At 37.2% G+C, this 24325-nt stretch carries 20 protein-coding genes; 1 reads left to right on the top strand and 19 read right to left on the bottom strand.

Annotation, left to right across the window (positions count from 1 at the left end; genetic code table 11):
- Positions 1–157: 157 nt before the first annotated feature.
- From ftsZ to mraZ, 9 genes are all read right to left on the bottom strand, one after another.
- Positions 158–1360: a cell division protein FtsZ gene (gene ftsZ, locus WMO42_RS12330; protein ID WP_055307053.1), complete on the bottom strand. Its 1203-nt coding sequence runs from the start codon at positions 1358–1360 to the stop codon at positions 158–160.
- Between the two features lie 152 nt (positions 1361–1512).
- Positions 1513–2235, bottom strand: coding sequence for a cell division protein FtsQ/DivIB (locus WMO42_RS12325; protein ID WP_055307054.1), 723 nt, complete (start codon positions 2233–2235; stop codon positions 1513–1515).
- A 2-nt stretch (positions 2236–2237) separates the two neighbouring features.
- Positions 2238–3395 carry an FtsW/RodA/SpoVE family cell cycle protein gene (locus WMO42_RS12320; RefSeq protein ID WP_055174356.1) on the bottom strand — a complete coding sequence of 386 codons (1158 nt, stop codon included), beginning with the start codon at positions 3393–3395 and terminating at the stop codon, positions 2238–2240.
- A gap of 2 nt (positions 3396–3397) precedes the next feature.
- Positions 3398–4750 (bottom strand): UDP-N-acetylmuramoyl-L-alanine--D-glutamate ligase, encoded by a 1353-nt coding sequence (gene murD / locus WMO42_RS12315; protein ID WP_022501391.1) that lies wholly within the window; start codon positions 4748–4750, stop codon positions 3398–3400.
- Between the two features lie 120 nt (positions 4751–4870).
- Positions 4871–6628 carry a penicillin-binding transpeptidase domain-containing protein gene (locus WMO42_RS12310; RefSeq protein WP_349192405.1) on the bottom strand — a complete coding sequence of 586 codons (1758 nt, stop codon included), beginning with the start codon at positions 6626–6628 and terminating at the stop codon, positions 4871–4873.
- 83 nt (positions 6629–6711) lie between these two features.
- Positions 6712–8622, bottom strand: coding sequence for a penicillin-binding protein 2 (locus WMO42_RS12305; protein ID WP_055174354.1), 1911 nt, complete (start codon positions 8620–8622; stop codon positions 6712–6714).
- Positions 8623–8655: 33 nt separating this feature from the next.
- Positions 8656–9174, bottom strand: coding sequence for a septum formation initiator family protein (locus WMO42_RS12300; protein WP_349192404.1), 519 nt, complete (start codon positions 9172–9174; stop codon positions 8656–8658).
- A 16-nt stretch (positions 9175–9190) separates the two neighbouring features.
- Positions 9191–10126 carry a 16S rRNA (cytosine(1402)-N(4))-methyltransferase RsmH gene (rsmH, locus tag WMO42_RS12295; protein WP_349153071.1) on the bottom strand — a complete coding sequence of 312 codons (936 nt, stop codon included), beginning with the start codon at positions 10124–10126 and terminating at the stop codon, positions 9191–9193.
- A 36-nt stretch (positions 10127–10162) separates the two neighbouring features.
- Positions 10163–10600 carry a division/cell wall cluster transcriptional repressor MraZ gene (gene mraZ / locus WMO42_RS12290; RefSeq protein WP_022501396.1) on the bottom strand — a complete coding sequence of 146 codons (438 nt, stop codon included), beginning with the start codon at positions 10598–10600 and terminating at the stop codon, positions 10163–10165.
- Between the two features lie 334 nt (positions 10601–10934).
- Between mraZ and ychF the strand changes: the two genes are divergently transcribed.
- A complete protein-coding gene (gene ychF, locus WMO42_RS12285) occupies positions 10935–12032 on the top strand; it encodes a redox-regulated ATPase YchF (RefSeq protein WP_022501397.1) in 1098 nt (365 codons plus the stop codon).
- A gap of 161 nt (positions 12033–12193) precedes the next feature.
- On the opposite strand, the gene rpe is transcribed toward ychF, so the two are convergent.
- From rpe to WMO42_RS12235, 10 genes are all read right to left on the bottom strand, one after another.
- Positions 12194–12856 carry a ribulose-phosphate 3-epimerase gene (gene rpe, locus WMO42_RS12280; RefSeq protein ID WP_349192464.1) on the bottom strand — a complete coding sequence of 221 codons (663 nt, stop codon included), beginning with the start codon at positions 12854–12856 and terminating at the stop codon, positions 12194–12196.
- An 84-nt stretch (positions 12857–12940) separates the two neighbouring features.
- Positions 12941–13816 carry a ribosome small subunit-dependent GTPase A gene (gene rsgA / locus WMO42_RS12275; protein WP_022501399.1) on the bottom strand — a complete coding sequence of 292 codons (876 nt, stop codon included), beginning with the start codon at positions 13814–13816 and terminating at the stop codon, positions 12941–12943.
- Between the two features lie 15 nt (positions 13817–13831).
- Positions 13832–15808 (bottom strand): Stk1 family PASTA domain-containing Ser/Thr kinase, encoded by a 1977-nt coding sequence (gene pknB, locus WMO42_RS12270; RefSeq protein ID WP_349192401.1) that lies wholly within the window; start codon positions 15806–15808, stop codon positions 13832–13834.
- Between the two features lie 16 nt (positions 15809–15824).
- Positions 15825–16544 carry a Stp1/IreP family PP2C-type Ser/Thr phosphatase gene (locus tag WMO42_RS12265; protein WP_055307057.1) on the bottom strand — a complete coding sequence of 240 codons (720 nt, stop codon included), beginning with the start codon at positions 16542–16544 and terminating at the stop codon, positions 15825–15827.
- Positions 16545–16670: 126 nt separating this feature from the next.
- Positions 16671–17720, bottom strand: a complete 1050-nt coding sequence (rlmN, locus tag WMO42_RS12260; RefSeq protein WP_349192399.1) for a 23S rRNA (adenine(2503)-C(2))-methyltransferase RlmN — start codon at positions 17718–17720, stop codon at positions 16671–16673.
- A 56-nt stretch (positions 17721–17776) separates the two neighbouring features.
- The gene (rsmB, locus tag WMO42_RS12255) at positions 17777–19093 is read right to left on the bottom strand and encodes a 16S rRNA (cytosine(967)-C(5))-methyltransferase RsmB (RefSeq protein WP_090139880.1); all 1317 of its coding nucleotides are present in this window, start codon (positions 19091–19093) and stop codon (positions 17777–17779) included.
- A gap of 24 nt (positions 19094–19117) precedes the next feature.
- Positions 19118–20077, bottom strand: a complete 960-nt coding sequence (gene fmt, locus WMO42_RS12250) for a methionyl-tRNA formyltransferase (RefSeq protein WP_055174350.1) — start codon at positions 20075–20077, stop codon at positions 19118–19120.
- 2 nt (positions 20078–20079) lie between these two features.
- Positions 20080–20550 carry a peptide deformylase gene (gene def / locus WMO42_RS12245; protein ID WP_022501405.1) on the bottom strand — a complete coding sequence of 157 codons (471 nt, stop codon included), beginning with the start codon at positions 20548–20550 and terminating at the stop codon, positions 20080–20082.
- 35 nt (positions 20551–20585) lie between these two features.
- Complete coding sequence (priA, locus tag WMO42_RS12240; RefSeq protein WP_349192397.1) at positions 20586–22814, bottom strand: primosomal protein N'; 2229 nt, start codon at positions 22812–22814, stop codon at positions 20586–20588.
- Positions 22804–24309: a UDP-N-acetylmuramoyl-L-alanyl-D-glutamate--2,6-diaminopimelate ligase gene (locus WMO42_RS12235; RefSeq protein ID WP_022501407.1), complete on the bottom strand. Its 1506-nt coding sequence runs from the start codon at positions 24307–24309 to the stop codon at positions 22804–22806. Before WMO42_RS12235 ends, priA begins: the two co-directional genes overlap by 11 nt.
- Positions 24310–24325: the final 16 nt, after the last annotated feature.

Raw genomic sequence — 24325 nt, 5'->3', positions numbered from 1 at the left:
GTGCCTTTTATGTAATAGGGAATTCTATTGAAATTTCCTATTACATAAAAAAGGAACGCCGAAGCGTTCCTTAATATCAATATTTCATTAACAATAGTATAAGCCCAATAAGTATATGAACCGACAATCTATCTGTCAGATTAAATGATTATATTAATTACTTTCTGTTCTTCTGAAGGAAAGTAGGTATTGTAATACCATTAGACTTCACATTGCTTGTAACAGGGGCTGGCTGCTTAAGTCCTGGAAGTGGTGTCTGAGACTGTGTACCTGTCATACCGCCTGCTGGCTGAACTGGTGTCTGTGGAGCCTGATATGTATATGCTGGCTTTACTGCTGGTTTAACAGTCTGTCCAACTCCCTGTGTTGCCTGTGCCTTAGGTGAGAACTTTGCCATTGCAGTATTGACATTCACATCTTCAATACCTGTAGCAATTACAGTTATTGTTACGCTGTCTGTAGCTGTCTCATCATATATAGCACCAAAGATGATATTGGCATTATCACCTGCAAGTTCCTGAACATAGCTTGCAGCCTCATCTGCTTCAACAAGGCTCATATCACCAGATACGTTGATAATAACGTGTGTAGCACCCTCGATTGTTGTCTCAAGAAGTGGGCTTGTAACAGCCTGCTTAACAGCTTCAATAGCCTTATCATCACCTGTAGCATTACCGATACCGATATGTGCGATACCCTTGTCTGACATAACTGTCTTAACATCTGCAAAGTCAAGGTTGATAAGACCTGGTACATTAATAAGGTCTGTAATACCCTGTACTGCCTGCTGTAATACCTCATCAGCCTTCTTTAAGGCATCTGGCATAGTTGTTCTTCTGTCTACTATCTGAAGAAGCTTGTCATTAGGAATTACAATAAGTGTATCCACGTTCTCCTTAAGCTTCTCAATACCCGATTCTGCATTAGTCATTCTTGTTCTTGCCTCAAATCTGAAAGGCTTAGTAACAACACCAACTGTAAGGATACCCATCTGTTTAGAAATCTTAGCAACAACCGGAGCTGCACCTGTACCAGTTCCGCCGCCCATTCCGCAAGTAACGAATACCATATCCGCACCTTTGATAGCTTCTGTTAATTCTTCAACATTCTCTTCTGCTGCCTTCTCACCAATCTCAGGCTGGGCTCCTGCACCAAGTCCCTTAGTAAGCTTCTCACCTATCTGAATAGCTGTTGGAGCTTTACAGAACTGTAATGCCTGGCTATCTGTATTAATACCAATAAATTCTACCCCGCTTATATTCTCATCTATCATTCTATTAACAGCATTATTACCTGCTCCACCTACGCCGATGACTATAATTCTTGCTGATGAATCTGATTCGTTAATTATTTCTACCAAGGTTGTTGCCTCCTTTAATCAATCCTTATACATTTATCTATAATGATATAATTTTTCGCAATAAATATCAACTGATTTTTTCATTTTATTTCACTAAAAATTGAACTTTAAAGCGTACAATTCTGAATATTTACACATCATTTTAGTGTGTTTTAATTATATTCATCTTTTTTGAATATTATAGATGAACTGTCTTTTGTATAATCCTGCATATACAAAGAACCTTTAAGCCCTGCAAATTTGGTTTCCATCTGTTTTAACTCAAAAAGCTTGTCCGTATAATCATCACTCTTTCCAAGGTATACCTTAACCTCGTCTATATACAATATTACATTGTCCGATGAGTCAAAATATACTTTTGAAACATCAAGATTATACTTATCAAAGCTCTGTGTCAGATCAAGTATGTGCCTGAACACTTCATCATCTCCGACTTCAAGCTTGGAATCAAGCACTATTGAATTAAACTTAAGACCTATTATCTCAGGAACTTTTTCAAAAGTTTCTGTTGAACTTTCAACAACAATACCATCTTTGTCAAAATACATATTACAGCCCATATAACGTATATAACCAATAACGGCCTTTTCATAGACTGTTATGTACATACCTCTTGGCCACTGTATTTCAACATCATATTTCTGAATGAAAGGTATTGTCTTTTTCTTATTGCCAAACAGTGTATACAATACAGTGTTTGGTGTGTCATTTCCAAATATTCTGCTTGTCATTTCTTCATTAGAATAATGGGAATTACCCACATATGTTATCTTATCAGTTCTAAATCCAAAATAGACAGCCGCACACGCAGCTATCAGGGCTGCCACAATAATAGATATTATGAACAGCCTTTTTTTCTTTCTCGCCTTTGCCATAACTATCTCTCTAACCTAATCTGACTACTTATATTAAACACAATTCCTAACTCTGCCAGCAGGAACAGACTCGCCGTGCCTCCATAGCTTATAAATGGAAGTGTTACGCCTGTATTAGGAAATACATTGGTTACAACGGCAATATTAACTATTACCTGAATTGCTATATGGGCGAATATTCCAACTGCAAGAAGTGAACCGAACAAATCTGGTGAGTTCTGTGATATATATATAATTCTCCAGAGCATTATTATAAAAAGCATAATAACGCACGCCGCACCAAACAGTCCTAACTCCTCACATATTATTGAAAATATCATATCATTCTGTGACTCTGGTATGAAGCCCAACTTCTGCATACTCTTTCCAAGACCCTTACCAAAAAGTCCGCCAGAACCTATGGCATAAAGCCCCTGCATAGTCTGATAGCCTTTTCCGTCTATGTACTTTTCAGGGTCTACCCATACTAAAAGTCTTGTAAAACGGAACTTCTTAAACTGGACTCCATTTTCAACAGCCTGCTTAAGCCACTGCCTGCCTGCTATATAGCCTGCCATTATAATTCCGATAATTCCGCCGTGAACCCAGTAATTAGGATATACAACAAATGTCATAACAAACACAATTCCACATACTATGATTGCACTACTTAAGTTAGATGTAATTCCAAAAAGCATAGCCGCCGGAATTACTGCACAGCCCAAAAATATTTTCGCTATCTGTGACAGTTTTTTAATCTTTGTTCCTGACGCACACATCTTAGCCGCCGCCATAATAATAACACTTATCTTAACAAGCTCTGCTGGCTGAAAGCTTATCGGACCAATATATATCCATCTTTTAGCACCGTGGCTTTCACGTCCAAATGGAATAACTGCTAACACCATTAAAAGTGATATAACAAATATCCACGGAGCGGCCTTTTTTAAAATATGGTAATCTACAAATCTTGCTATAAAAAACATACACGCAAAACCTAACAGGTCAAATATAAGCTGTCTTTTAAAATAGTATTCCGGATTGCCATAATTAATCTGCGCTGTGTAAGAACTTGTACTGTATATCATTGTAAGTCCGAAACCTACAATGAATATAAGCACAAACAAAAGACTGTAATCAAAATAGAATCCATTCTTTCTTTTTCTTCTTTTCTTTGCCATAATTAAAGCTCATTGACATATTGCTTGAACATGTCACCTCTCTGTTCATAATTATCAAACATTCCCCAGCTTGCACACGCTGGTGATAATAATACTGCATCACCTTTGTCTGCGCTGGCTGCACATATATCTACTACCTCTTTTAAATCATTAGCAAATACATAGTCCTTAAATCCGTATTTATCACAGGTCTGGGCTATTTTATTAGCAGTCTGGCCTATAAGAACAAGCTTCTTTACCTTGCCCTTGAAGGCTTTTACATACATATCAAATTCAGAGCCTTTATCATAACCACCACCTATTAATATAGTTGGTCTTACCATAGCCTCAATTGCTTTTACAGAAGCTTCCGGATTAGTTCCCTTGGAATCGTTGTAATACCATACATCATTCTTGGTAGCTACATATTCTATTCTGTGTTCTACAGCCTTGAACTTCTTTACCTGCTGTACAATTATGTCATCAGGTATGCCTGCTGCCTTAGTCATTGCTATAGCAGCACATACATTTTCATAGTTATGTGTTCCAAGAAGGTTCATATCGTGTACATTAAGCATAAGCTCATCTGTGGTGCCATCTGTATATCTTATATCATCTCCCTGAACATATGCACCAATCTCAGGCTTTCTCTTGCTTGAGAACCATACAACCTTAGCTGGACACTCACTTCCAAATCTGTATAATTCTTCGTCCTCCATATTAAGGACACACACATCATCCTTTGTCTGGTTCATAGAAATGTTTTCTTTAGTCTTGGAATAACATTCCATTGTATGATGTCTGTTAAGGTGGTCTGGTGTAATGTTAAGTATCGCACTTACAACCGGATGGAACTTGTGTATTGTTTCTAACTGGAAGCTGCTTATCTCTGCTACTGTATAAGAGTCATTACTTGTATTAAGCACTTCTCCCGTATATGAATTACCTATATTTCCAACAACAAATGTCTTCTCATTATAGGCTTTCACTATCTGTCCTACCAAAGCTGTAGTTGTTGTCTTGCCATTAGTACCTGTTATGGCAATTATTCTGCCTTTATCATAATTATATGCAAGTTCTATCTCGCCCCATACTGGAACTTCTGCTTTCTTAAACTGTTCAACAATAGGACTGTCAACCGGAACGCCCGGACTTATTACAAGAAGGTCGACCTGATTAGTTATATCCTCTGGCAGCTTTCCAATAATAATCTCTGCTTTATTGCCTTTAAGTTTCTTTGATATATCTTCCCTTGAAAGCTTTTCGTTACCGTCATATATAATACAGTCTGCACCAGCTTTGTTAAGAAGGTCTATAGCACCGATTCCACTTATTCCAGTACCAACTACCATTACCTTTTTATTATTTAATTCCATAATGTTCCTCCATTACCACGCATATAATACGTTTTTTAAACAACTGTCTTTATTTTACTCTACACCTATCCATCTGTAAAGCGGATAAACACTGTTTTAACGCTTTATTAACGCATTTTCTTACTTGTTATTAAGGTACGGAAGTATATTTTCATATAACTCTCTTATGACCGGTGCTGCAATTGTACCGCCATAATATACCCCTTCTGGCTCATCAATAAGACACATAGCAATAACCTGTGGATTTTCCACACTTGAAAATCCTATAAATGAAGCGATATACTTTCCAGAGCCTCTCGGAAGCTTCTGTGATGTTGCTGTCTTTCCACCTATTGAAAAGCCCTCTATATATGCATTCTTTCCACCGCCTTCCTCAACTACCTGCCTTAATATGTCCCTCATAGTATCACTTGTTGATTTGTCAATTGTGCTCTCAGTTGTAGAATAATAGAACTCATTATAAGTCTGCCCCGAACCATCACTTGTCTTAACTGCAAAATGAGGTGTAACAAGGTTACCACCATTGACAATTGCTGCCGCCGCACGAAGCATCTGGATAGGTGTTATCTGAAATGACTGTCCGAATGACATTGTTGCAAGCTCTACTTCACCAACGTTTTCTTTATTGTGGATAATCGTTGAAGCCTCACCAGCAATATCTATTCCAGTCTTAGACAAAAGTCCAAGCTTGCCGCAGTAATTATAGAAATTATCAACACCTACCCTTCTTCCCCATTCAATAAATGCAGGGTTGCAGGAATTCATAACTGTATGTGTAAAATCCTGTGTTCCATGGCCCGTTGTCTTATGACACCTTATGCGCCTGTCACCAACAAGCGTTGAACCTGAACAGGTATAGGAGTCACTTAAACTTACAACTTTGGTTTCAAGTGCTGCTGTTGCAGTTACCATTTTAAACACTGAACCTGGCTCATAAGTATCATTAATGCAGAAATTTCTCCACATATTATTAAGAAGATCCATTTTATTGCCTGAACTGCCGTCATCTTCCACCTCGTAATTAAGTACATACGGCTCATTAAGATTATATTCAGGCACGTTGACCATTGCATACAACTCTCCATTATTAGGATTCATAACTATTATTGACACCCGCTTAGCATTTTTCTTTGCAAGCGTTGTATATGCTAACTGCTGGGCATATGACTGTATATTCATATCTATGCTTATATATAAATCCTGACCTCTCTGCGACTCTAACCTTCCCTCTTTTGCATTTTTTATCTCTGTACCCCATGCATCGGTAAGTGTAAGTATCCTGCCATTATTGCCAGCAAGATATACATCATACTTAGCCTCAAGTCCGACTATTCCCTGATTATCACTTCCTGTAAAGCCAAGCACCTTGGAAGCAAGCGTATCATAAGGATAATATCTTTTATAATCCTCATCTACCTTAACTCCGTTTAAGCCAGCTTTCCTTATTATATCTCCTGTATCTTTATCAACATTGGTCTTTATAGTTTCAATTGACGATACCTTTTCAACCTTTTTTCTTACAGCTGCTTCGTCCATATCAAGATTGTCACAAAGCATTTTAATAACTTCTTCCGGCTTATCTATCTGGCTGTGAATAACGGATATTGTACACACAGTCGTATTGTCAGCAAGGACAACTCCATTAGTATCAAGAATTCTTCCGCGCATAGCCTTTATGGCTCTCTCTCTCTCGTGAAGCTCTGTTGCACGCACGCTGTAATATTCAGCCCTGACGGTCATTATATATCCAACTCTTACTGTGAGCAGTGACATTATAAGCACAAGGCTTACTATAACCACCAGAAGCTTCTTTCTATGTCTTGTTCTTACAAAATAACCATATCTCTCATCTTCATTAAGCTTAATTCTTTCTGTCACTAATACAATAACCCCGAATAAACTTACTTATTATTATGAAAGTTTATTCAGGGTTATTCTTATACTTATTATTACTTAACAGCTTAATTAGATGAAGCTGTGCCTGCTGGTATCCCATCAACTGTTAATTCATCAGGACTTGAACTTGTATCCTCATATTCGTCTGAGGCATCCTTGTATACATTCATATATGGAAGAAGCTTTTCAAGTATATTGTGTGTAAGTGTAAGCACATCTGCTGAACTTCCTGATGTTCCTGTAGTTCCATATGGCTCATCAATAACTACATATATTGCAAACTTAGGATTTTCTGCTGGTGCGTGTCCTATAAATGATATAATCCACTTGTTATCCTTTCTATCACCCTTCTGGGCTGTTCCTGTCTTACCAGCAACTGAATATCCTGTAACGCCTGCTTTCTTGGCTGTTCCTTCTTCTACTGTATTCTTAAGATATCTTCTTAAAAGCTTTGATGTTGAAGCTGTAATTGTCTGTCTTACAAGATTAGCCTTATATTCCTTTACAACTTCACCATTGGCTGATTCAATTCTCTTTACAATATGTGGCTGGTAAAGCATACCACCATTAATAATCGAACAATATGCCGCCATCATCTGCATCATATTAACATTAATAGTCTGTCCAAATGAATTACAAGCCGCATCAATAGTTGTCATACGGTCACCATATACGATACCTGTTGTCTCACCTGGAAGATCTATTCCGGTTATCTTTCCAAATCCAAACAATGACTGGTAATATGCAAATCTGCTGTTACCCATCTCAAGTGCAAGATGAATCATATACGGGTTGCAGGAATTCATAAGTGCCTGCTCAACTGTAAGTGAACCATGTGAACCTATTGTACTGAACACATGACACTTTAATTTATAATCAGCTACAGTTTCAAAGCCCTTGCATACATATGTATCCCCATCCTTTACAACACCTTCCTCCAAAGCTGAGGCTACCGTTACTGGTTTAAATGTTGAACCTGGCTCATAACTTTCTGATACACAATAATTAGTCCATAAAGAATACAGGTTATTTCTGTATTCTTCATCAGACATATCTTTAATCTCCTCATCTGTATACATACCAGTTAATTTTCTTGGATCATTAAGATTAAAGGTTGGATAACTAGCCATTCCAAGTATCTCACCATTAGATGGGTCTGCCACTACTACTGCTGTATTCTTTGAAGGCTTTTCTTCATTATATTCTAATATGCATTTCTCAATAATCGACTGTACATTATAATCAAGTGTTGTAACTATATTATTGCCATCAACAGCATTTTTCTGTGTCTCTGTAACCTCAAGACCTTCATCTACATAGCTGTATGTTGTTCCATTAGTACCAGTTAATTCCTCATCATATTGGCTTTCAATTCCAAGCTCACCACCATTAGTGGCACTTGCAAATCCAACAACATCACTTGCAAATGTTCCAAGAGGATATTTTCTTATATAACTGTCCTCAAACCATACACCTTTAATATTCTTTCCCTCAGTTGAGTCTGCCATAAGATTTTTAAAATCAGCTATCTGATCTGTAGTAAGGTTTGATAAAAGCTTCTGATACCTGCTCTGTGAATTCTCACTCACCTTTTGCTCAAGCTCACTTCTGTTTAAATTAAAATATTTACAAAGAGCTGATAATGTAGGTTCTTTATATTCTCCGTCTGAAAGCATAAGCTTGACATCTAATATAAGATTATATACTCTCTCACTGTATGCAAGCACAGTTCCATCACCAGTTAATATCTGACCTCTCTTATAAGGTAGTTCTGTTGATGTATATGTCTGGTGGTCTAACACTGCCTTGGCATATGTCTCTCCGTGTGTATAATTAATTCTGAATACCTGTCCACCTAATGCCATAAGAATTACTACTACCATTACAAGTGCAACCATTCCTTTGGTGTGAACACGTTTAAGCATAACTTTTTTTCTTCTGTACTTATTCTTTTTTAACTGTTCATCGCTTACCATAAGTACCTCTTATTATATTATTTTACCTGAATATTAATTGCTTTCAGGAACATCTTTATACTGCTTTACATATTCGCTCTCTTTAGAATCGTATGTAATAACCTGCTTCTTTTCTGGATACACCATTCCTAATTCATTAACTGCTGTATCATATATAGCATCATAATCTATGCTTGCATTAATATCTGACTCTAATACGTCATTATTCTCCTTTAATGTGCTAAGCTCGCTCTTTAACTCAGCTATCACATCTGAATTAGTCTTAGCTGCTGCCTGAACATTAAGGTACTGATAACATATAAAGAAGACAACTGCAGCAACACTTGCAACTGCAACTGTATACATAAGATTGATCTTATTATTGCGTCTTATCTGCTTCTGTCTCTGCCTTCTTATTTCTCTGTTGATTTCCTTCTGTGTCTGCTGGGATTCATCTGGGGTTTTAAGTGGTTCAGCGATATTTAATTGTCTTACCGCACTACCATATTCATACGGCACTTTGCTTACATTTCTTGAATTTCTTCTGTACTCTGCTCTACTTCTCTTTTCCACTTTACACTACCTCCCATTATACCCTTTCAAATACTCTTAACTTAGAACTCTTTGATCTGCTATTTTCATTAATCTCTTCATCTGTTGGAACTACAGGCTTTCTTGTAATCACCCTGCCCTTCGGTACTTTACCACACACACACGCAGGAAAGCTTGGTGGACAGGTACAAGGATTCTCGTTATTCCTAAACCTTGTCTTTACTATTCTGTCTTCTAACGAATGAAATGTTATTATACAAAGTCTTCCTTCTGGCTTAAGCCTGTCAATCATCATATCTATAGAATTCTCTAGCACTTCCAATTCTTTATTAAGTTCAATTCTTATAGCCTGATAAGTTCTCTTAGATGGATGTCCACCTGTCGCCCTTACCTTCATAGGTATAGCTGCCTTTATAATATCGTTAAGCTCAAATGTTGTCTCAATTGGCTTTTCCTGTCTTGCAGCCACTATATGCTTAGCTATATTCTTAGCAAACCTGTCCTCACCATAATCTCTTATTATTCTGTAAAGATCAAATTCGCTGTATTCATTAACAATATCTTTAGCTGTAATCTCCTGTCTTTGATCCATTCTCATATCAAGTGCTGTGTCCACATTATATGTAAACCCTCTGTCAGCCGCATCTAACTGATATGATGAAACACCCAGATCCAGCATAATTCCATCAACTTTATCTATTCCTAACTCATCAAGGACTTTGTCCATATTACAGTAATTATTTCTTACGATTGTAACCCTGTCCATATATGGTTCTAATCTCTTACTTGCTGCCTTTATGGCATCTTCGTCCTGATCTATTCCTATCAATCTTCCACCCTCGGAAAGTCTTTTAGCGATTTCGTATGAATGTCCGCCGCCGCCAAGAGTTCCGTCAACATATATGCCATCGGGTTTAATATTCAATTCATCTACCGTCTCATATAAAAGAACTGACTTATGCTTAAACTCCATACTAATCTCCTTTCCGCCTGCTATATCAGCAATTAATTATATGGTGAATCCCAGACTGTCCATATTCTCTGCGACCTCGTCCATATTGTCATCATAATTGCTTATACTGTCATTCCAGCTTTCTTTACTCCATATCTCTATCCTGCTTCCAACACCTACAAATACTACATCCTTCTGTAACGAAGCAAACTCTCTTAATACAGATGGTATAAGAATTCTTCCCTGCTTGTCTAATTCGACATCTGCTGCTCCTGCAAGAAAGAATCTTGTAAATGTTCTGGCATTCTTATTAGTAAGAGGCAGTGTCTTAAGCTTCTCCTCGAATCTCTGCCACTCTTCATTAGTGTATACAAATAAACAGTTATCAAGTCCCTTAGTGATAATAAAATTATCCCCAAGGCTTTCGCGGAACTTCGCAGGAACGATTATTCTGCCTTTGGCATCTATTGTATGTCCATATTCGCCCATAAACATAGCAATCGTTCCTCCTTTCCCCCACTTGTAACCACTTGCTACCACTTTTCTCCACTTTGAGAACAATTCTATACTGATTTTGTGCAAAATACAAGTGTTTTCCACTAATTTATAAAATTTTTTTAAACTTTTGCACTATATTATGCCCGTAAAATATACAATCATATGTATATACACATAAAAATAGTAATTTTAACACTCACACCATCTGATTGTATGTAATTAGTTGAGCTTTAGGAAAAGATATGTTAAAATACAGGTTGCGTTACTGCGTATATTTACTAAACATAAATCTGCATATGATACACATTTATGTTGGAAATGAGGAGAATATATGAAACTTGGAATAGTTGGTCTTCCTAATGTTGGAAAGAGTACACTTTTTAATTCTTTAACTAAGGCTGGAGCAGAATCAGCCAATTATCCATTCTGTACAATAGATCCTAATGTAGGAATTGTTGCCGTACCAGATGAAAGACTTGATAAGCTTGCAGCACTTTATAATTCAGCAAAGATTACACCTGCCGTTATCGAATTCGTTGATATAGCTGGTCTTGTTAAGGGTGCTTCTAAAGGTGAAGGTCTTGGTAACCAGTTCCTTGCTAATATAAGAGAAGTTGATGCAATCGTTCACGTTGTCAGATGTTTTGAGGACTCTAATATTGTTCACGTTGATGGTTCTGTCAACCCTGTAAGAGATATTGAGACAATCAACCTTGAATTAATCTTTTCTGATATGGAAGTTCTTGAAAGACGTCTTGCTAAGCAGAAGCGTGCTTCCTACAATAATAAGGACATTGCTAAAGAATGTGACCTTATCGAAAGACTTCTTAAGTTCCTTGAGGCTGGTAATCTTGCCAAGAACTTTGAATGTGAAGATGAAGACGAAGAATCATTTATGAGAGAATACAATCTTCTTACAAGCAAACCTGTTATATTCGCTGCTAATGTATCAGAAGATGACCTTGCCGATGATGGTGCTAACAATGAATATGTACAGAGTGTACGTGAATATTCTAAAAAGGATAACTGCGAAGTATTCGTTATATGTGCACAGATTGAACAGGAAATCTCAGAACTTGATGATGATGAAAAGAAAATGTTCTTAGAGGACCTTGGAATTAGTTCTTCTGGTCTTGATAAGCTTATCGCTGCAAGCTACAGAATATTAGGTCTTATAAGTTACTTAACTGCTGGTGAGACAGAGACAAGAGCCTGGACAATAACTAACGGAACTAAAGCTCCTGGTGCTGCAGGTAAAATCCACAGCGATTTCGAGAGAGGCTTTATCAAAGCAGAAGTTGTCAACTATAAGGATTTACTTGACTGTGGCTCTTATACTAAAGCCAAGGAAAAAGGTCTTGTACGTATGGAAGGTAAAGACTATGTTGTTAAAGACGGCGATGTAATATTATTCCGTTTCAACGTATAATAATATTAGTACATTAATAATTATATATTTATAATAATATAAGTTCTACAAGTCAGATAATATAGGATTTGTTCCAACTTCTGAACTTCTGACAAAGAATTATATAAAAGATGGTGGCACGAATTAACGTGTCACCATCTTTTTATCTACAGGACATAATTTTAATATGTGCTCATTATCTCCTTAAATCTCTTAACATTAGCTCCTGCATCATTCTTAAACACAGCCGAACCTGCAACTATTACATTAGCTCCAGCTTCAAGCACTGATACGAGATTTTCTATATTAATTCCACCATCTATCTCAATATCTACGTTATAAAGACCTTTTTCTATAAGCTTTGCTTTAATCTGCTTAACCTTTTCTAATGACTCCGGTATGAACTTCTGTCCGCCAAAGCCAGGATGAACGCTCATAACAAGCACCATATCCACCAATGAAAGATAAGGCTCAATAGCCTTTACTGGTGTCTCTGGATTAAGTGTAATAGCTGCTTTGACACCACATTCCCGTATCTTTTCAATTGTGGCAACAACATCTTCGCACGCCTCAACGTGGACAGTTATTATATCCGCACCACATTTTACAAATTCTTCTATATAACGGATTGGTTCTTCGATCATAAGATGAACATCAAATACTCTGCTTGTACAGCTTCTTATTGATTTGATAACAGGCATACCATAGGAAATGCTTGGAACAAACCTGCCGTCCATGACATCAATATGTATATACTCTGCTCCTGCTTCATCAATTGCTTTAATATCTTTCTCAAGATTTTTAAAATCTGCTGATAATATTGAAGGTGATAATATAGTCATTATATTCCTCATTTCTGTGTAATTAATATTATTTAACCTATACAGCCAGCCCTGGCATATAGATAATCAATTATCGCTAATCTATAATTAATATTTCTTCTTGTTCTTTACCTCGTCATATATCTCTACATAACTTGTATAACGTCTTCTGCTTATTAATCCTGCCTCAACCGCTTCCTTAACCCTGCAGTCAGGCTCATTAATATGAACACAGCCATTAAATCTGCACTGCCCTTCATATTCACTGAATTCCTCAAAATAAAATCTTATCTGTTCCTTTTCAAGTTCTGGAATATTAAGAGATGTAAAGCCCGGCGTGTCGCATATATATGTAGCATCGCTCACATTAAATATCTCCGAATGTCTTGTTGTATGCCTTCCTCTTCCAATCCTGCTCACATCACCAGTTGCACTCACTTCCTGCGGAAGTATAAGATTGGTAAGTGACGACTTGCCAACACCCGAGGGTCCAGCTAATATTGTCGTCTTTTTCTCAAGCGTCTTAAGAACTATGTCTATTCCTTTATTATCATAAGTACTTATAAATATGACTTTACAGCCACATTTTTCATATATGTCAGAAAGCTCTTCTAATGTGTCATCTTCTGCCAGATCTATTTTGTTAAACACTACAACTGTAGGCACATTCTGATAATCCATCATCATTATAAATCTGTCCAAAAGATTATAATTAGGTTCTGGTGATTTTACAGCAAATATTACCATAGCCTGATCTATATTCGCAGAAGCTGGTCTTATAAGCTCATTCTTTCTTGGAAGTATCTGTATGATATTACCTGTCATCTTATCGTTATCTATTATATCTATAATAACATTATCCCCGACAAGCGGCTTTATCTTTTTATTCCTGAATATTCCTTTTGCCTTACATTCATATATACCACAGGATTCTATATGGACATAATAAAATCCTGCAATTCCCTTTATTATCTTTCCCTGCATAAGACTTCCTATACTCTAATTGCTTGTATTGCCCGTTCCTGTATTAGAACTGCCATTGCCACTTGATGTATTGCTTCCACTGCTATTGCCCGATGTGTTAGAACCACTATTATTGCCGTTACTGTTGTTATTGCTGTTACTATTACTGCTGCCTGAACCTGATGCTGTAGTAGAAGTTGTTGAGCTTGTATAGTGGCTTACATATATAGTTATCGTTGTTCCAGACTCTACAGTGTCACCACCAGAGTAAGGTGTCTGTGAAGTAACAGTACCATATGATGCCTTAGATGAAGTCTCATATTTTACTGATACCTTAAGCCCGGCTGCCTCGATAGACTGATTGGCAAGGCTTTCTGTCATTCCTATTACATTAGGAACTGTGGCTTTAGTTACCTGCTTTCCACGGCTTACTTCTATTGTAACTGTTGTACCTTCTGTTACTGTTCCAGATGGGCTGTATTTAACAACCTTTCCGGCTTCTACTGTACTGCTGTATACATAATCAACAGAGACGACAAGATTAACATTTTCAATAAGCTCTTTTGCTTCTTCTTCTGTCTTACCCTTTACATTAGGAACTGTGACGTTCTTAGTTTCCCTGCCACTGCTTATTGTAAGAACAATCTGTGAGTTCTTCTCAACCTTAGAACCACCTACATTGCCCTGGTTTATTACACTGTTCTCTGCAACTGTATCTGAACTCTGTGTCACGGCTTTATAGCCAAGACCAACTTTATTAAGTGCACTTATTGCATCGTCCTTAGTCATTCCAACTACATATGGTACTGTAACCATATCTGATGCCTTTGAATTGCCAGACACAGCAGTTGTAACCTGATTAGAAGCCTGACTGTTATTGTTAGATGAACTCTTGCCACTTCCTATAAGCTTTACAACAACAAATATTGTGATAATAAGAATTATAACTGCAATTCCTATACCGATACATTTCATAATAAGCTCTAACTTATCATTACTCTCATCATCAATATCGTTATCATCTTCTTCCTCATCTATATTATCATCAATATCTGCAAATGTATCCTCACCTAATAAGCCGTCATCTTCTTCCTGCTCATCTATATCCTCATCATCTGAATCAGTCTGTGCATAGTTATCATTAACTGATGTATCGTACATAGGAGCAAGCTTTACAAAATCGTCCTCCGGCATAACAAGTGACTTCTTTAAATCTACTATAAGGTCATAGGCAGACTGATAACGCCTGTCTGTCTTCTTCTGTGTACATTTAAGAACTATCTTATCAACACTTACTGGTATTCCCTCAACAAGCTGAGATGGTGCTGGTATTGTATCCTGAATATGCTGTACAGCTACTGATACTGCTGTATCTCCGTCAAATGGAACTGTTCCAGTGAGCATTTCAAATAATGTAATACCAAGTGAATATATATCACTTCTCTCATCCGAATAGCCGCCTCTTGCCTGTTCTGGTGATATATAATGTACAGACCCCATAGAAGCTGATGTATTAATTGTTGCTGTTGAAGCTACCTTGGCAATACCGAAATCAGTAACCTTAACCTTGCCCTCTTTAGATATAATTATATTCTGTGGCTTAATATCCCTATGGACAATATTATGTTTATGAGCTGCATCCATACCATTAGCTACCTGTATAGCAATGCTTACAGCCTCTTTATATGGAAGTTTGCCTCTCTTTTCAATATACTTCTTAAGGGTAACTCCCTCAACAAGTTCCATAACTATGTAATATATGCCATTCTCAACACCGACATCATACACATTTACAACATTAGGATTAGTAAGTCCGGCAGCTGACTGGGCCTCAGCCCAGAATTTGCTTACAAATGTCTTATCCTGGCTAAATTCTGACTTCATAACTTTAATTGCAACATATCTGTTAAGCTTGTGGCATTTGGCTTTGTATACATCTGCCATTCCGCCTGTACCAATCTGTTCAATTATCTCATATCTGTCAGCTAAAAACATTCCTTCTCTTAACATCATTAAATTACCTCTCTGCCTATGGTTCAATTAAAATCACTGATATGTTATCTCTGCCACCATTATCATTGGCCCTGCTTACAAGCCTTTCTGCGGCTTCCCTGATATCGTGGCTGCTCTTTATTATATGAAATATCTCCTGGTCTTCTAACATATTAGTCAATCCATCAGAACACATAAGTATCATATCTTCCTTTTTAAGATCAACTGAAAACATCTCGGCTTCGACGGTGTCATAGCCACCTATTGCCCTTGTGATAACATTCTTTTTCTCATGGGTTCTTGCAGCTTTTCTGTCAATTTCGCCCCGCTGTACCATTTCTTCCACCCACGAATGGTCTCTTGTAATCTGGATTATATCTTCTCCGATTACATACAATCTGCTGTCACCCACATTGGCTACTCTTAAAGTATTGTCAAATATGCTGGCTACCACTAATGTAGTTCCCATTCCATTATATTCTTCCGACTCGCCTGCCTTTCTAAGAAGCAGTGTGTTGACAAGCTTAATGTTATTATCTATTGTTGCTAAAGGATCTTTGCCTTCTGACTCTTTTAATAATTCAACAAGCGTTTCAACTGTATATCTTGACGCTGTGTCACCAGCTTTATGTCCTCCCATACCGTCTGCCACAATAAACAGATTAGGCAGACACCCTATATCATCAAGCTTTGCATAGACATAGTCCTGATTGACATTTCTTTCAATTCCTACATCTGTTGTTGCAAATGCGTTCATTTCATTCTCCATCCATTCTTTAATGTATCAGTTTTACTATTAATGAATAGTATCCCATATCAATATATATTATCATACCAGCTATAAAAATGCGACATATTTCAGCCACTTTTTATGCAGCTGGCTCTATATGGCAGAATTCTCATCTATATGATTCTGTCTCAACTGTCCACAGGCACCGTCTATATCGCGCCCCATCTCACGTCTGACAGTCGCATTAATTCCTTTTCTTTCAAGCATATCCCTAAAATTCTTTATAGAATTCTTCTCTGACTGCTCATAATCTCTTTCCTTAATCGGATTAACCGGTATCAGATTAATATGACAGTTAAGCCCTTTTACAAGCTCTATAAGCTCATTGGCACATTCTTTAGTATCATTAACGCCCTTAACCAGACTATATTCAAATGATATTCTTCGTCCTGTCTTATCAAGATAATACCTGCACGCATCCATAATCTCTGCTATGCTGTATTTATTAGCAATAGGCATCATAGTCTTTCTTAACTCATCATTAGGTGCGTGAAGCGATATTGCAAGTGTTATCTGTAACTTAAGATCTGCCAGTTCTTTTATCTTAGGCACAATTCCACAGGTTGATACTGTTATATTTCTCTGGCTTATATTAAGTCCTCTTTCACTGTTAAGCAGTTCTATGAATTTAATAACATTATCGTAATTATCCATAGGCTCACCAGAACCCATTATAACAACATTGCTTACTCTCTCATTAGTATCCCTGCTTATTCTGTATATCTGGTCAAGCATTTCTGATGGTGAAAGATTTCTTACACATCCATTAAGAGTTGATGCGCAGAAACGACAGCCCATTTTGCAGCCGACCTGTGATGAAATACATACCGAATTGCCGTGATGATACTTCATAAATACACTTTCTATAAGATTGCCGTCATAAAGCTCAAAAAGGTACTTTCTAGTGCCGTCTATCCTTGACTCCTGCATTTTTACAATCTTAAGACTTGTATACAAGGTATCTTCCTTTAAAGTATCCTTAAGCTTATCGGAAATATTGGTCATCTCATCATAACTTTCTGCCAGTTTCTCGTGCATCCACGAATATAACTGGGCAGCTCTGAATTTCTTTTCATTAATACTCTCGACATATTGTACAAGTTCATTGTAATTCAATGATTTTATATCAGTCTTATGCGGCATAGCCATACTCCATTCCATTTATCTGTTATTTCTTAAATATATTTACATTCCCCTGTTTAATTCTTAATAAGACGAGCGACAAAGAAACCGTCCATTCCTGAATTATTGGCAGGAAGCAGCTGATGATACTCTCCGTCTTTCGTAAAGCCTAATTCTTTACATATCCAGTCGGCATTATCCTCATTTTCTGCCCTGTTAATTGTACAAGTGCTATACATTAACACTCCACCACTCTTAACATAGCGTGATACAACCTTTAAAATATCTCTTTGAAGATCTACAAGTGACTGCAATTTTTCAGGCGAAGCATTATATTTTATATCCGGCTTTCTTCCTATTATCCCAAGACCTGAACAAGGAAGGTCAGCTATAACAATATCAGCTTTATTAATCAGACTTTCATCACAATCAAGTGCATCATATACCTGTGTCTGTATATTAGTGATATTAAGCCTCTTAATATTCTCATCAATAAGTGCAACCTTGTAATCTGACAAATCTCTGGCGATTACCCTGCCGCAATCCCCCTGTTCTGACATCTTAAGTGCGGCATTAATTGACTTTCCGCCCGGTGCACCGCATACGTCAACTATTGTATCTCCCGCTTTTGGTGCTGTGTATTCACCTGCAAGCATTGAGCTGATATCCTGAATCTGATACATACCATCCTGAAAGCTTTTAAGCCCTGCGATATAATCATAATCGGATATCTCATACGCATATGGTATATTCTCTACTTCTTTTACTGTCACATTCTCACGCTGAAGAAGTTCTTTAATCTGTTCCCTGGAAGCCTTTGATGTATTACATCTTATATATGTCTTCTTCTCACACTTCATACCCTCAAGCACGGATTTAACAGTATCTATTGACATCTGCCCTGACCACAGCTCAATTATCCACATTGGCATAGAATACTTAACAGACAGATATTCATATGGACTTTTATTATAATCTGGATATTCAATATTGTCTTTATTGCGTGATATATTTCTTAACACACCATTAACAAAACCCTTAAGCCCCGCAAATCCCCTCTTTACAGCAAGCTTGACAGCCTCATTACAAGCTGCACTATCAGGCACATTATCCATATATATTATCTGATATACACCCATTCTTACAATTCTTCTTATAACAGGCTTCATCTTCTTAACTGGTGTCTTTGAATACTTGTTAATAATATAATCTAATTCTATCTGGCTCTCTATAATGCCTAAAGACAGCTTATTGATAAATGATCTTTTACTCTTATCAAGATACTGGTACTTTAAAAGTGCATTGTTGATTATTATATGTGAAAATTCATTGTTACTCTCTATTTCTTCCAAAATATCGAGTACAACCGCTCTTAAATTAACTTCCATACAGATTATTCTCCATTATAATATAACTAATTACCCTAATGCAGTCCCTTCTTCAACGTGGCTTCCAAGAAGAAAGGCATCTGTTGACATTCTCTTCTTACCCTCAAGCTGAAGTTCATTAACCTTAAGATAATCTTTTCCGCATTTTATAATAAATGTCTTCTTATCTACATAACATACTGTTCCAGCTTCACATTCCTTTGAAACATTATTGTTATTTATAATATCATCACTGTCATTCACAACATCTGCATCCCATATTTTTAACATTTTGCCATTAAGATGTGTAAATGCACTTGGCCAGGGATTAAGTCCTCTTATAAGGCACTCAATCTGTCTGGCACTCTTAGTAAAATCAAGCTCTCCCATTGACTTTTTAAGCATTTTGACATATGAGCTTTCAGCTTCGTTCTGCTTTTCTGGTATAATGCTTCCAGTCTCAAGTCCTTCAAGTGTCTTAATAAGAAGCTTAGCACCAACTATGCTTAATCTGTCAAAAAGGCTTCCGCCTGTCTCTTTCTTATCAAGTTTAACCTTATCTACCAAAAGAATATCTCCTGTATCAAGCCCCTCATCCATCTTCATAGTCGTAACACCGGAATACTCACATCCGTCTATTACTGCCCACTGGATTGGAGAGGCACCCCTGTACTTAGGAAGCAGTGAAGCGTGTACATTAATACATCCAAGACGTGGCATATCAATAATACTCTTAGGCAATAGCTGTCCAAATGCAACAACAACAAACACATCAGCATTATATTTTCTTAATTCTTCAACAAATGCTTCATCTCTTGCTCTTTCTGGCTGAAGAACCTGTATATTATTCTTAACAGCTTCTTCCTTAACAGGTGAAAATACAAGCTCCTTGCTTCTTCCCTTTGGCTTGTCCGGCTGTGTCACAACAGCCACTACATCATACTGGTTATCAATAAGTTCCTTTAACGTCCCAACTGCAAAGTCAGGAGTTCCCATAAATACAACCTTCAATATTAATCTTCCTCCGTTTCAGTTTCCATAAGTGGACCTTCTGCCTTATCAACATACATTACTCCGTCAAGATGATCAATCTCGTGTAAAAGACATCTTGCAAGAAGTTCTTCACCCTCAACGATAATCTCTTCCATATCTTCATTAAGTGCCTTAACCTTGGCATAAGATGGTCTTGTCACGATACCAACCTTACCCGGAACACTAAGACAGCCCTCCTGTCCTGTCTGTGAACCACTTGTCTCAAGAACTACAGGGTTAATAAGCACTATTGGATCATCACCACAGTCAATTACTACTAATCTCTTTCTTATTCCTACCTGTGGAGCTGCAAGTCCAACTCCATTAGCCTCATACATTGTTTCAAACATATCATCAATAAGTTCCTGTATTCTAGGTGTCATCTCAGTTATTTCTTTTGCTTCTTTTCTTAATATCTCATCACCTAATGTTCTTATATTTCTGATTGCCATAACTTCCTCCATAATCAAATAACATATGCGTATGTTTAATTAACATCATATGCAATGTTAATATTCTTGTAATCTGAACTGCCATTAATATTATTATCCAGCATATCCATAATTAGTTCAAGTGCTTTAAAGCTTGAACTTCTTAAATATATCTGCTTCGTGTATATATCTTTAATCTTGTATATAGAAGCATTTGATGGACCAAGTACTATAATCTTGTCATCTTTAACAGTATTGTTATCCTGAATATACTGCTGTATCAAAGCTTTAATATTTCCTGCACGCTCTGATAACAGCTTCTCATTAATACTGCTTATGTTAATCTTTACCATATTATTAACAGGTGGATATGAAAGCAGCTTCCTGTAAGACATTTCCTGCTCATAAAAACTCTTATAATTCTGCTCCGCCGCACATAACAAGCCATAATTATCAGGTGAATATGTCTGTATTACAACTTCACCCTTTCTTTCTCCTCGTCCAGCTCTTCCTGCCGCCTGTGTTATAAGCTGGAATGTACGCTCAACAGCCTTATAATCACTTGCATACAAGGATATATCTGCCGCCACGACTCCGACAAGAGTAACCTTTGGGAAATCGTGTCCCTTTACTATCATCTGCGTGCCTATAAGTATATCTGCCTGTTCTGTCGCAAATGCACTTAATATATTCTCGTGTCCGCCTTTGCCTTTGGTTGTATCCATATCCATTCTTAATACCCTTGCCGCAGGAAACATCTTCTTAACTGCATCCTCTACAGCCTCTGTTCCTGCCTTAAAGCCAAGGATATACTTAGAACCACATTCAGGGCATAATGATACATTATGAGTCTCGTATCCACAATAATGACATACAAGCTTTCCATTCCTGTGAAGTGTCATAGATACATCACAATGCGGACATTTCATAACATAGCCGCACGACCTGCACGAAACAAATCCGGCAGTTCCCCTTTTATTAAGAAACAGCATTATCTGTTCGTGTTTATTAAGCCTGTCACTGATAAGCTCATACAGCTTTCTTGAAAATATTGTCCTGTTACCTGTCTTTAACTCCTGTCTCATATCAGCTATATATACCTGTGGCAGGCTTGCCTCTCCTGCCCTGTTATTAAGCTCTATAAGCTTATACTCGCCTGCTTCTGCCCTGTAATAGCTGTCAATTGATGGTGTTGCAGAGCCTAGTATAACAGAAGCTCCCGCCTCCTTTGCAATATGTATTGCAAGGTCTTTGGCGTGATATCTTGGGACTTGCTCTGATATATACGCACCCTCGTGTTCCTCATCTATAACAATAAGTCCAAGATTAGGAAACTGTGTAAACAATGCCGATCTTGGACCTATCATAATACTTATTTCACCTTTAAGTGCTCTTACGAACTGGTCATATCTCTCACCTTTTGACATTCTTGAATTAATAATAGACACTTTATCCCCAAATCTGTGATAAAATCTCTGAACAGTCTGAAATGTAAGTGCTATCTCAGGTATAAGCATTATAACCTGCCGTCCGGAATTAATAGTATGTTCAATAACATCAAGATACACTTCTGTCTTTCCGCTTCCGGTTACTCCTCGTATAAGATATGTATTGAACGCTCTATTATCATAATCCTCCACTATTGTATCAACGGCTCTTTGCTGTTCCTCGTTAAGCACAACCTTTTTATTAAAAATGTGCTTATCAGACACAGGATTTCTATAGTAACTTTCAACCTTGACATTTATAATTCCGTCTGCTTCAAGTGCCTTTACTGTTGCTGGCGAAATATTAAGCTTGTCTTTTACTATCTCCATATCAATAACAGGTTCATCAATAAGTGCACACATAAGCCTGTACTTAGCTTTCGCTTTTTTCTCATATATGCTTATAAGTTCTTGTGCCTTTTTAGTATCAACCAAAAGGCAGACAGACTTTTTCTGCTTATGTCCGACCTCGTCCTTAACAGGAATAACCGTCTTTAATGCCTGATTCATAGTACAGCCATAATGCCGTTTCAGCCACGCTGCAAGCTTTATCATACTTTTAGCGACATTTACTTTTCCTGTAACAACACTGTCAATGCTCTTTATCTTATCAACAGGATATGATGGCTTATCAGTTAAACCAATTACATATCCTGTTATAATTCTGTTACCTTTTCCAAAAGGCACTCTTACAGATGTTCCGATATCAACACTACCATCCATATCATCAGGCACAGCATATTGGAATGTCTTATCAAGCTGTTCGTGTGAAATATCTATTATTATATCAGCGTACATTTTTCTCCTTTAATTCTTCAAGAACTTCTGATATAAGAACACGTTCGTCCATAGGATATTTAACGCCTTTTATCTCCTGATAATCTTCGTGTCCCTTACCTGCAAGCACGATAATATCTCCAGGTTCACCATTCTCAATAGCATATTTAATAGCTTCTTTTCTGTCTGCAATATCAATATGCTTACCTGTAGTCCTGTTAATTCCAGTCTTAATATCTTCCATAATAGCAAGAGGCTCTTCAAATCTTGGATTATCAGATGTTATAATCGTAAGGTCTGCTAATCTTCCAGACACTTCACCCATCTCAAATCTTCTCTCTTTAGAGCGGTTGCCACCACAGCCAAACAGGCATACAAGTCTATGTGGATTGTACTCTTTAAGTGTCTTTAAAATACTCTCTAAGGACATCGCATTATGAGCATAATCAATCATAAGAGTAAACTTATCAGATACTGGAACAAGCTCTATTCTTCCTTTAACCTTTACATCTTTCAATACATTTTCAACAATAGCATTATCCACATTAAAATGTCTTGTAACAGCTATTGCACACAATGAATTATATACTGAGAACATTCCCGGAAGTGAAAGTTCCACATCCATATTGACAAGACCACTACACTTATAAGTAAGACCTATCTTTCCTCTCTCATGGAACAACTTGATATCACTTGCCTTTATGTCTGCATCTTCTGATATGCCATACTTCTCAACACTGCATACAGAGTCTCTTAATATATCAGCTGTATGCTTATCATCTGCATTGACTATTCCTGTCTTGCACTGCTTAAAAAGCTTAGCCTTACATTCAAGGTACTCCTCAAATGAAGCGTGCTCATTAGGACCGATATGATCAGGCTCAAGATTAGTAAATACTCCGATGTCAAATACAATACCTGCAGTTCTGTCAAGCTTTAAGCCCTGTGAGGATACCTCCATAACTACTGCCTTACATCCCTCATCAACCATTTTCCTGAAGGTTTTATGAATCTGTATTGACTCAGGTGTTGTATTGCAGGACGGAACAGCCTCATCTCCTATAACTGTCTCGATAGTTCCGATAAGACCTGTCTTTATTCCACACGCACAAAGAACATTCTTTATCATATAAGTTGTAGTTGTCTTACCCTTAGTTCCTGTAATTCCAATTGTAAACAACTTCTTATCAGGATTGCCGTAAAATGCTGCTGACATAAGTGCAAGGGCAAGTCTTGTATTATCACATTCTATAACTGCTGCCGGTATCTTCTCTGTATTATACTGTGATCCCTTCTGTACAACTATTACAGCCGCCTTATCCTTAACCTGCTCTATATATTTATGTCCATCGCTTACCGAACCAACTATGCAGACAAAGATACCTCCGTCTGTTACTTTTCTTGAGTCAGAAGCAATACCTGTAACAGTTGTATTAATATCACCATTAACAACTGTATATTCAAAATGTTCTACTTCATTAGCTCTGCATATATCCAAAATATCTTTTAACTGCATAACTGCTCCTTTCTTT

It is taken from the genome of Lachnospira sp. CLA-JM-H23 (genome assembly GCF_040096425.1).
Taxonomy (GTDB): domain Bacteria; phylum Bacillota; class Clostridia; order Lachnospirales; family Lachnospiraceae; genus Lachnospira; species Lachnospira rogosae.
The sequence above is the reverse complement of the archived record's forward strand: the minus strand, read 5'-3'. Positions and strand labels throughout refer to the sequence as shown.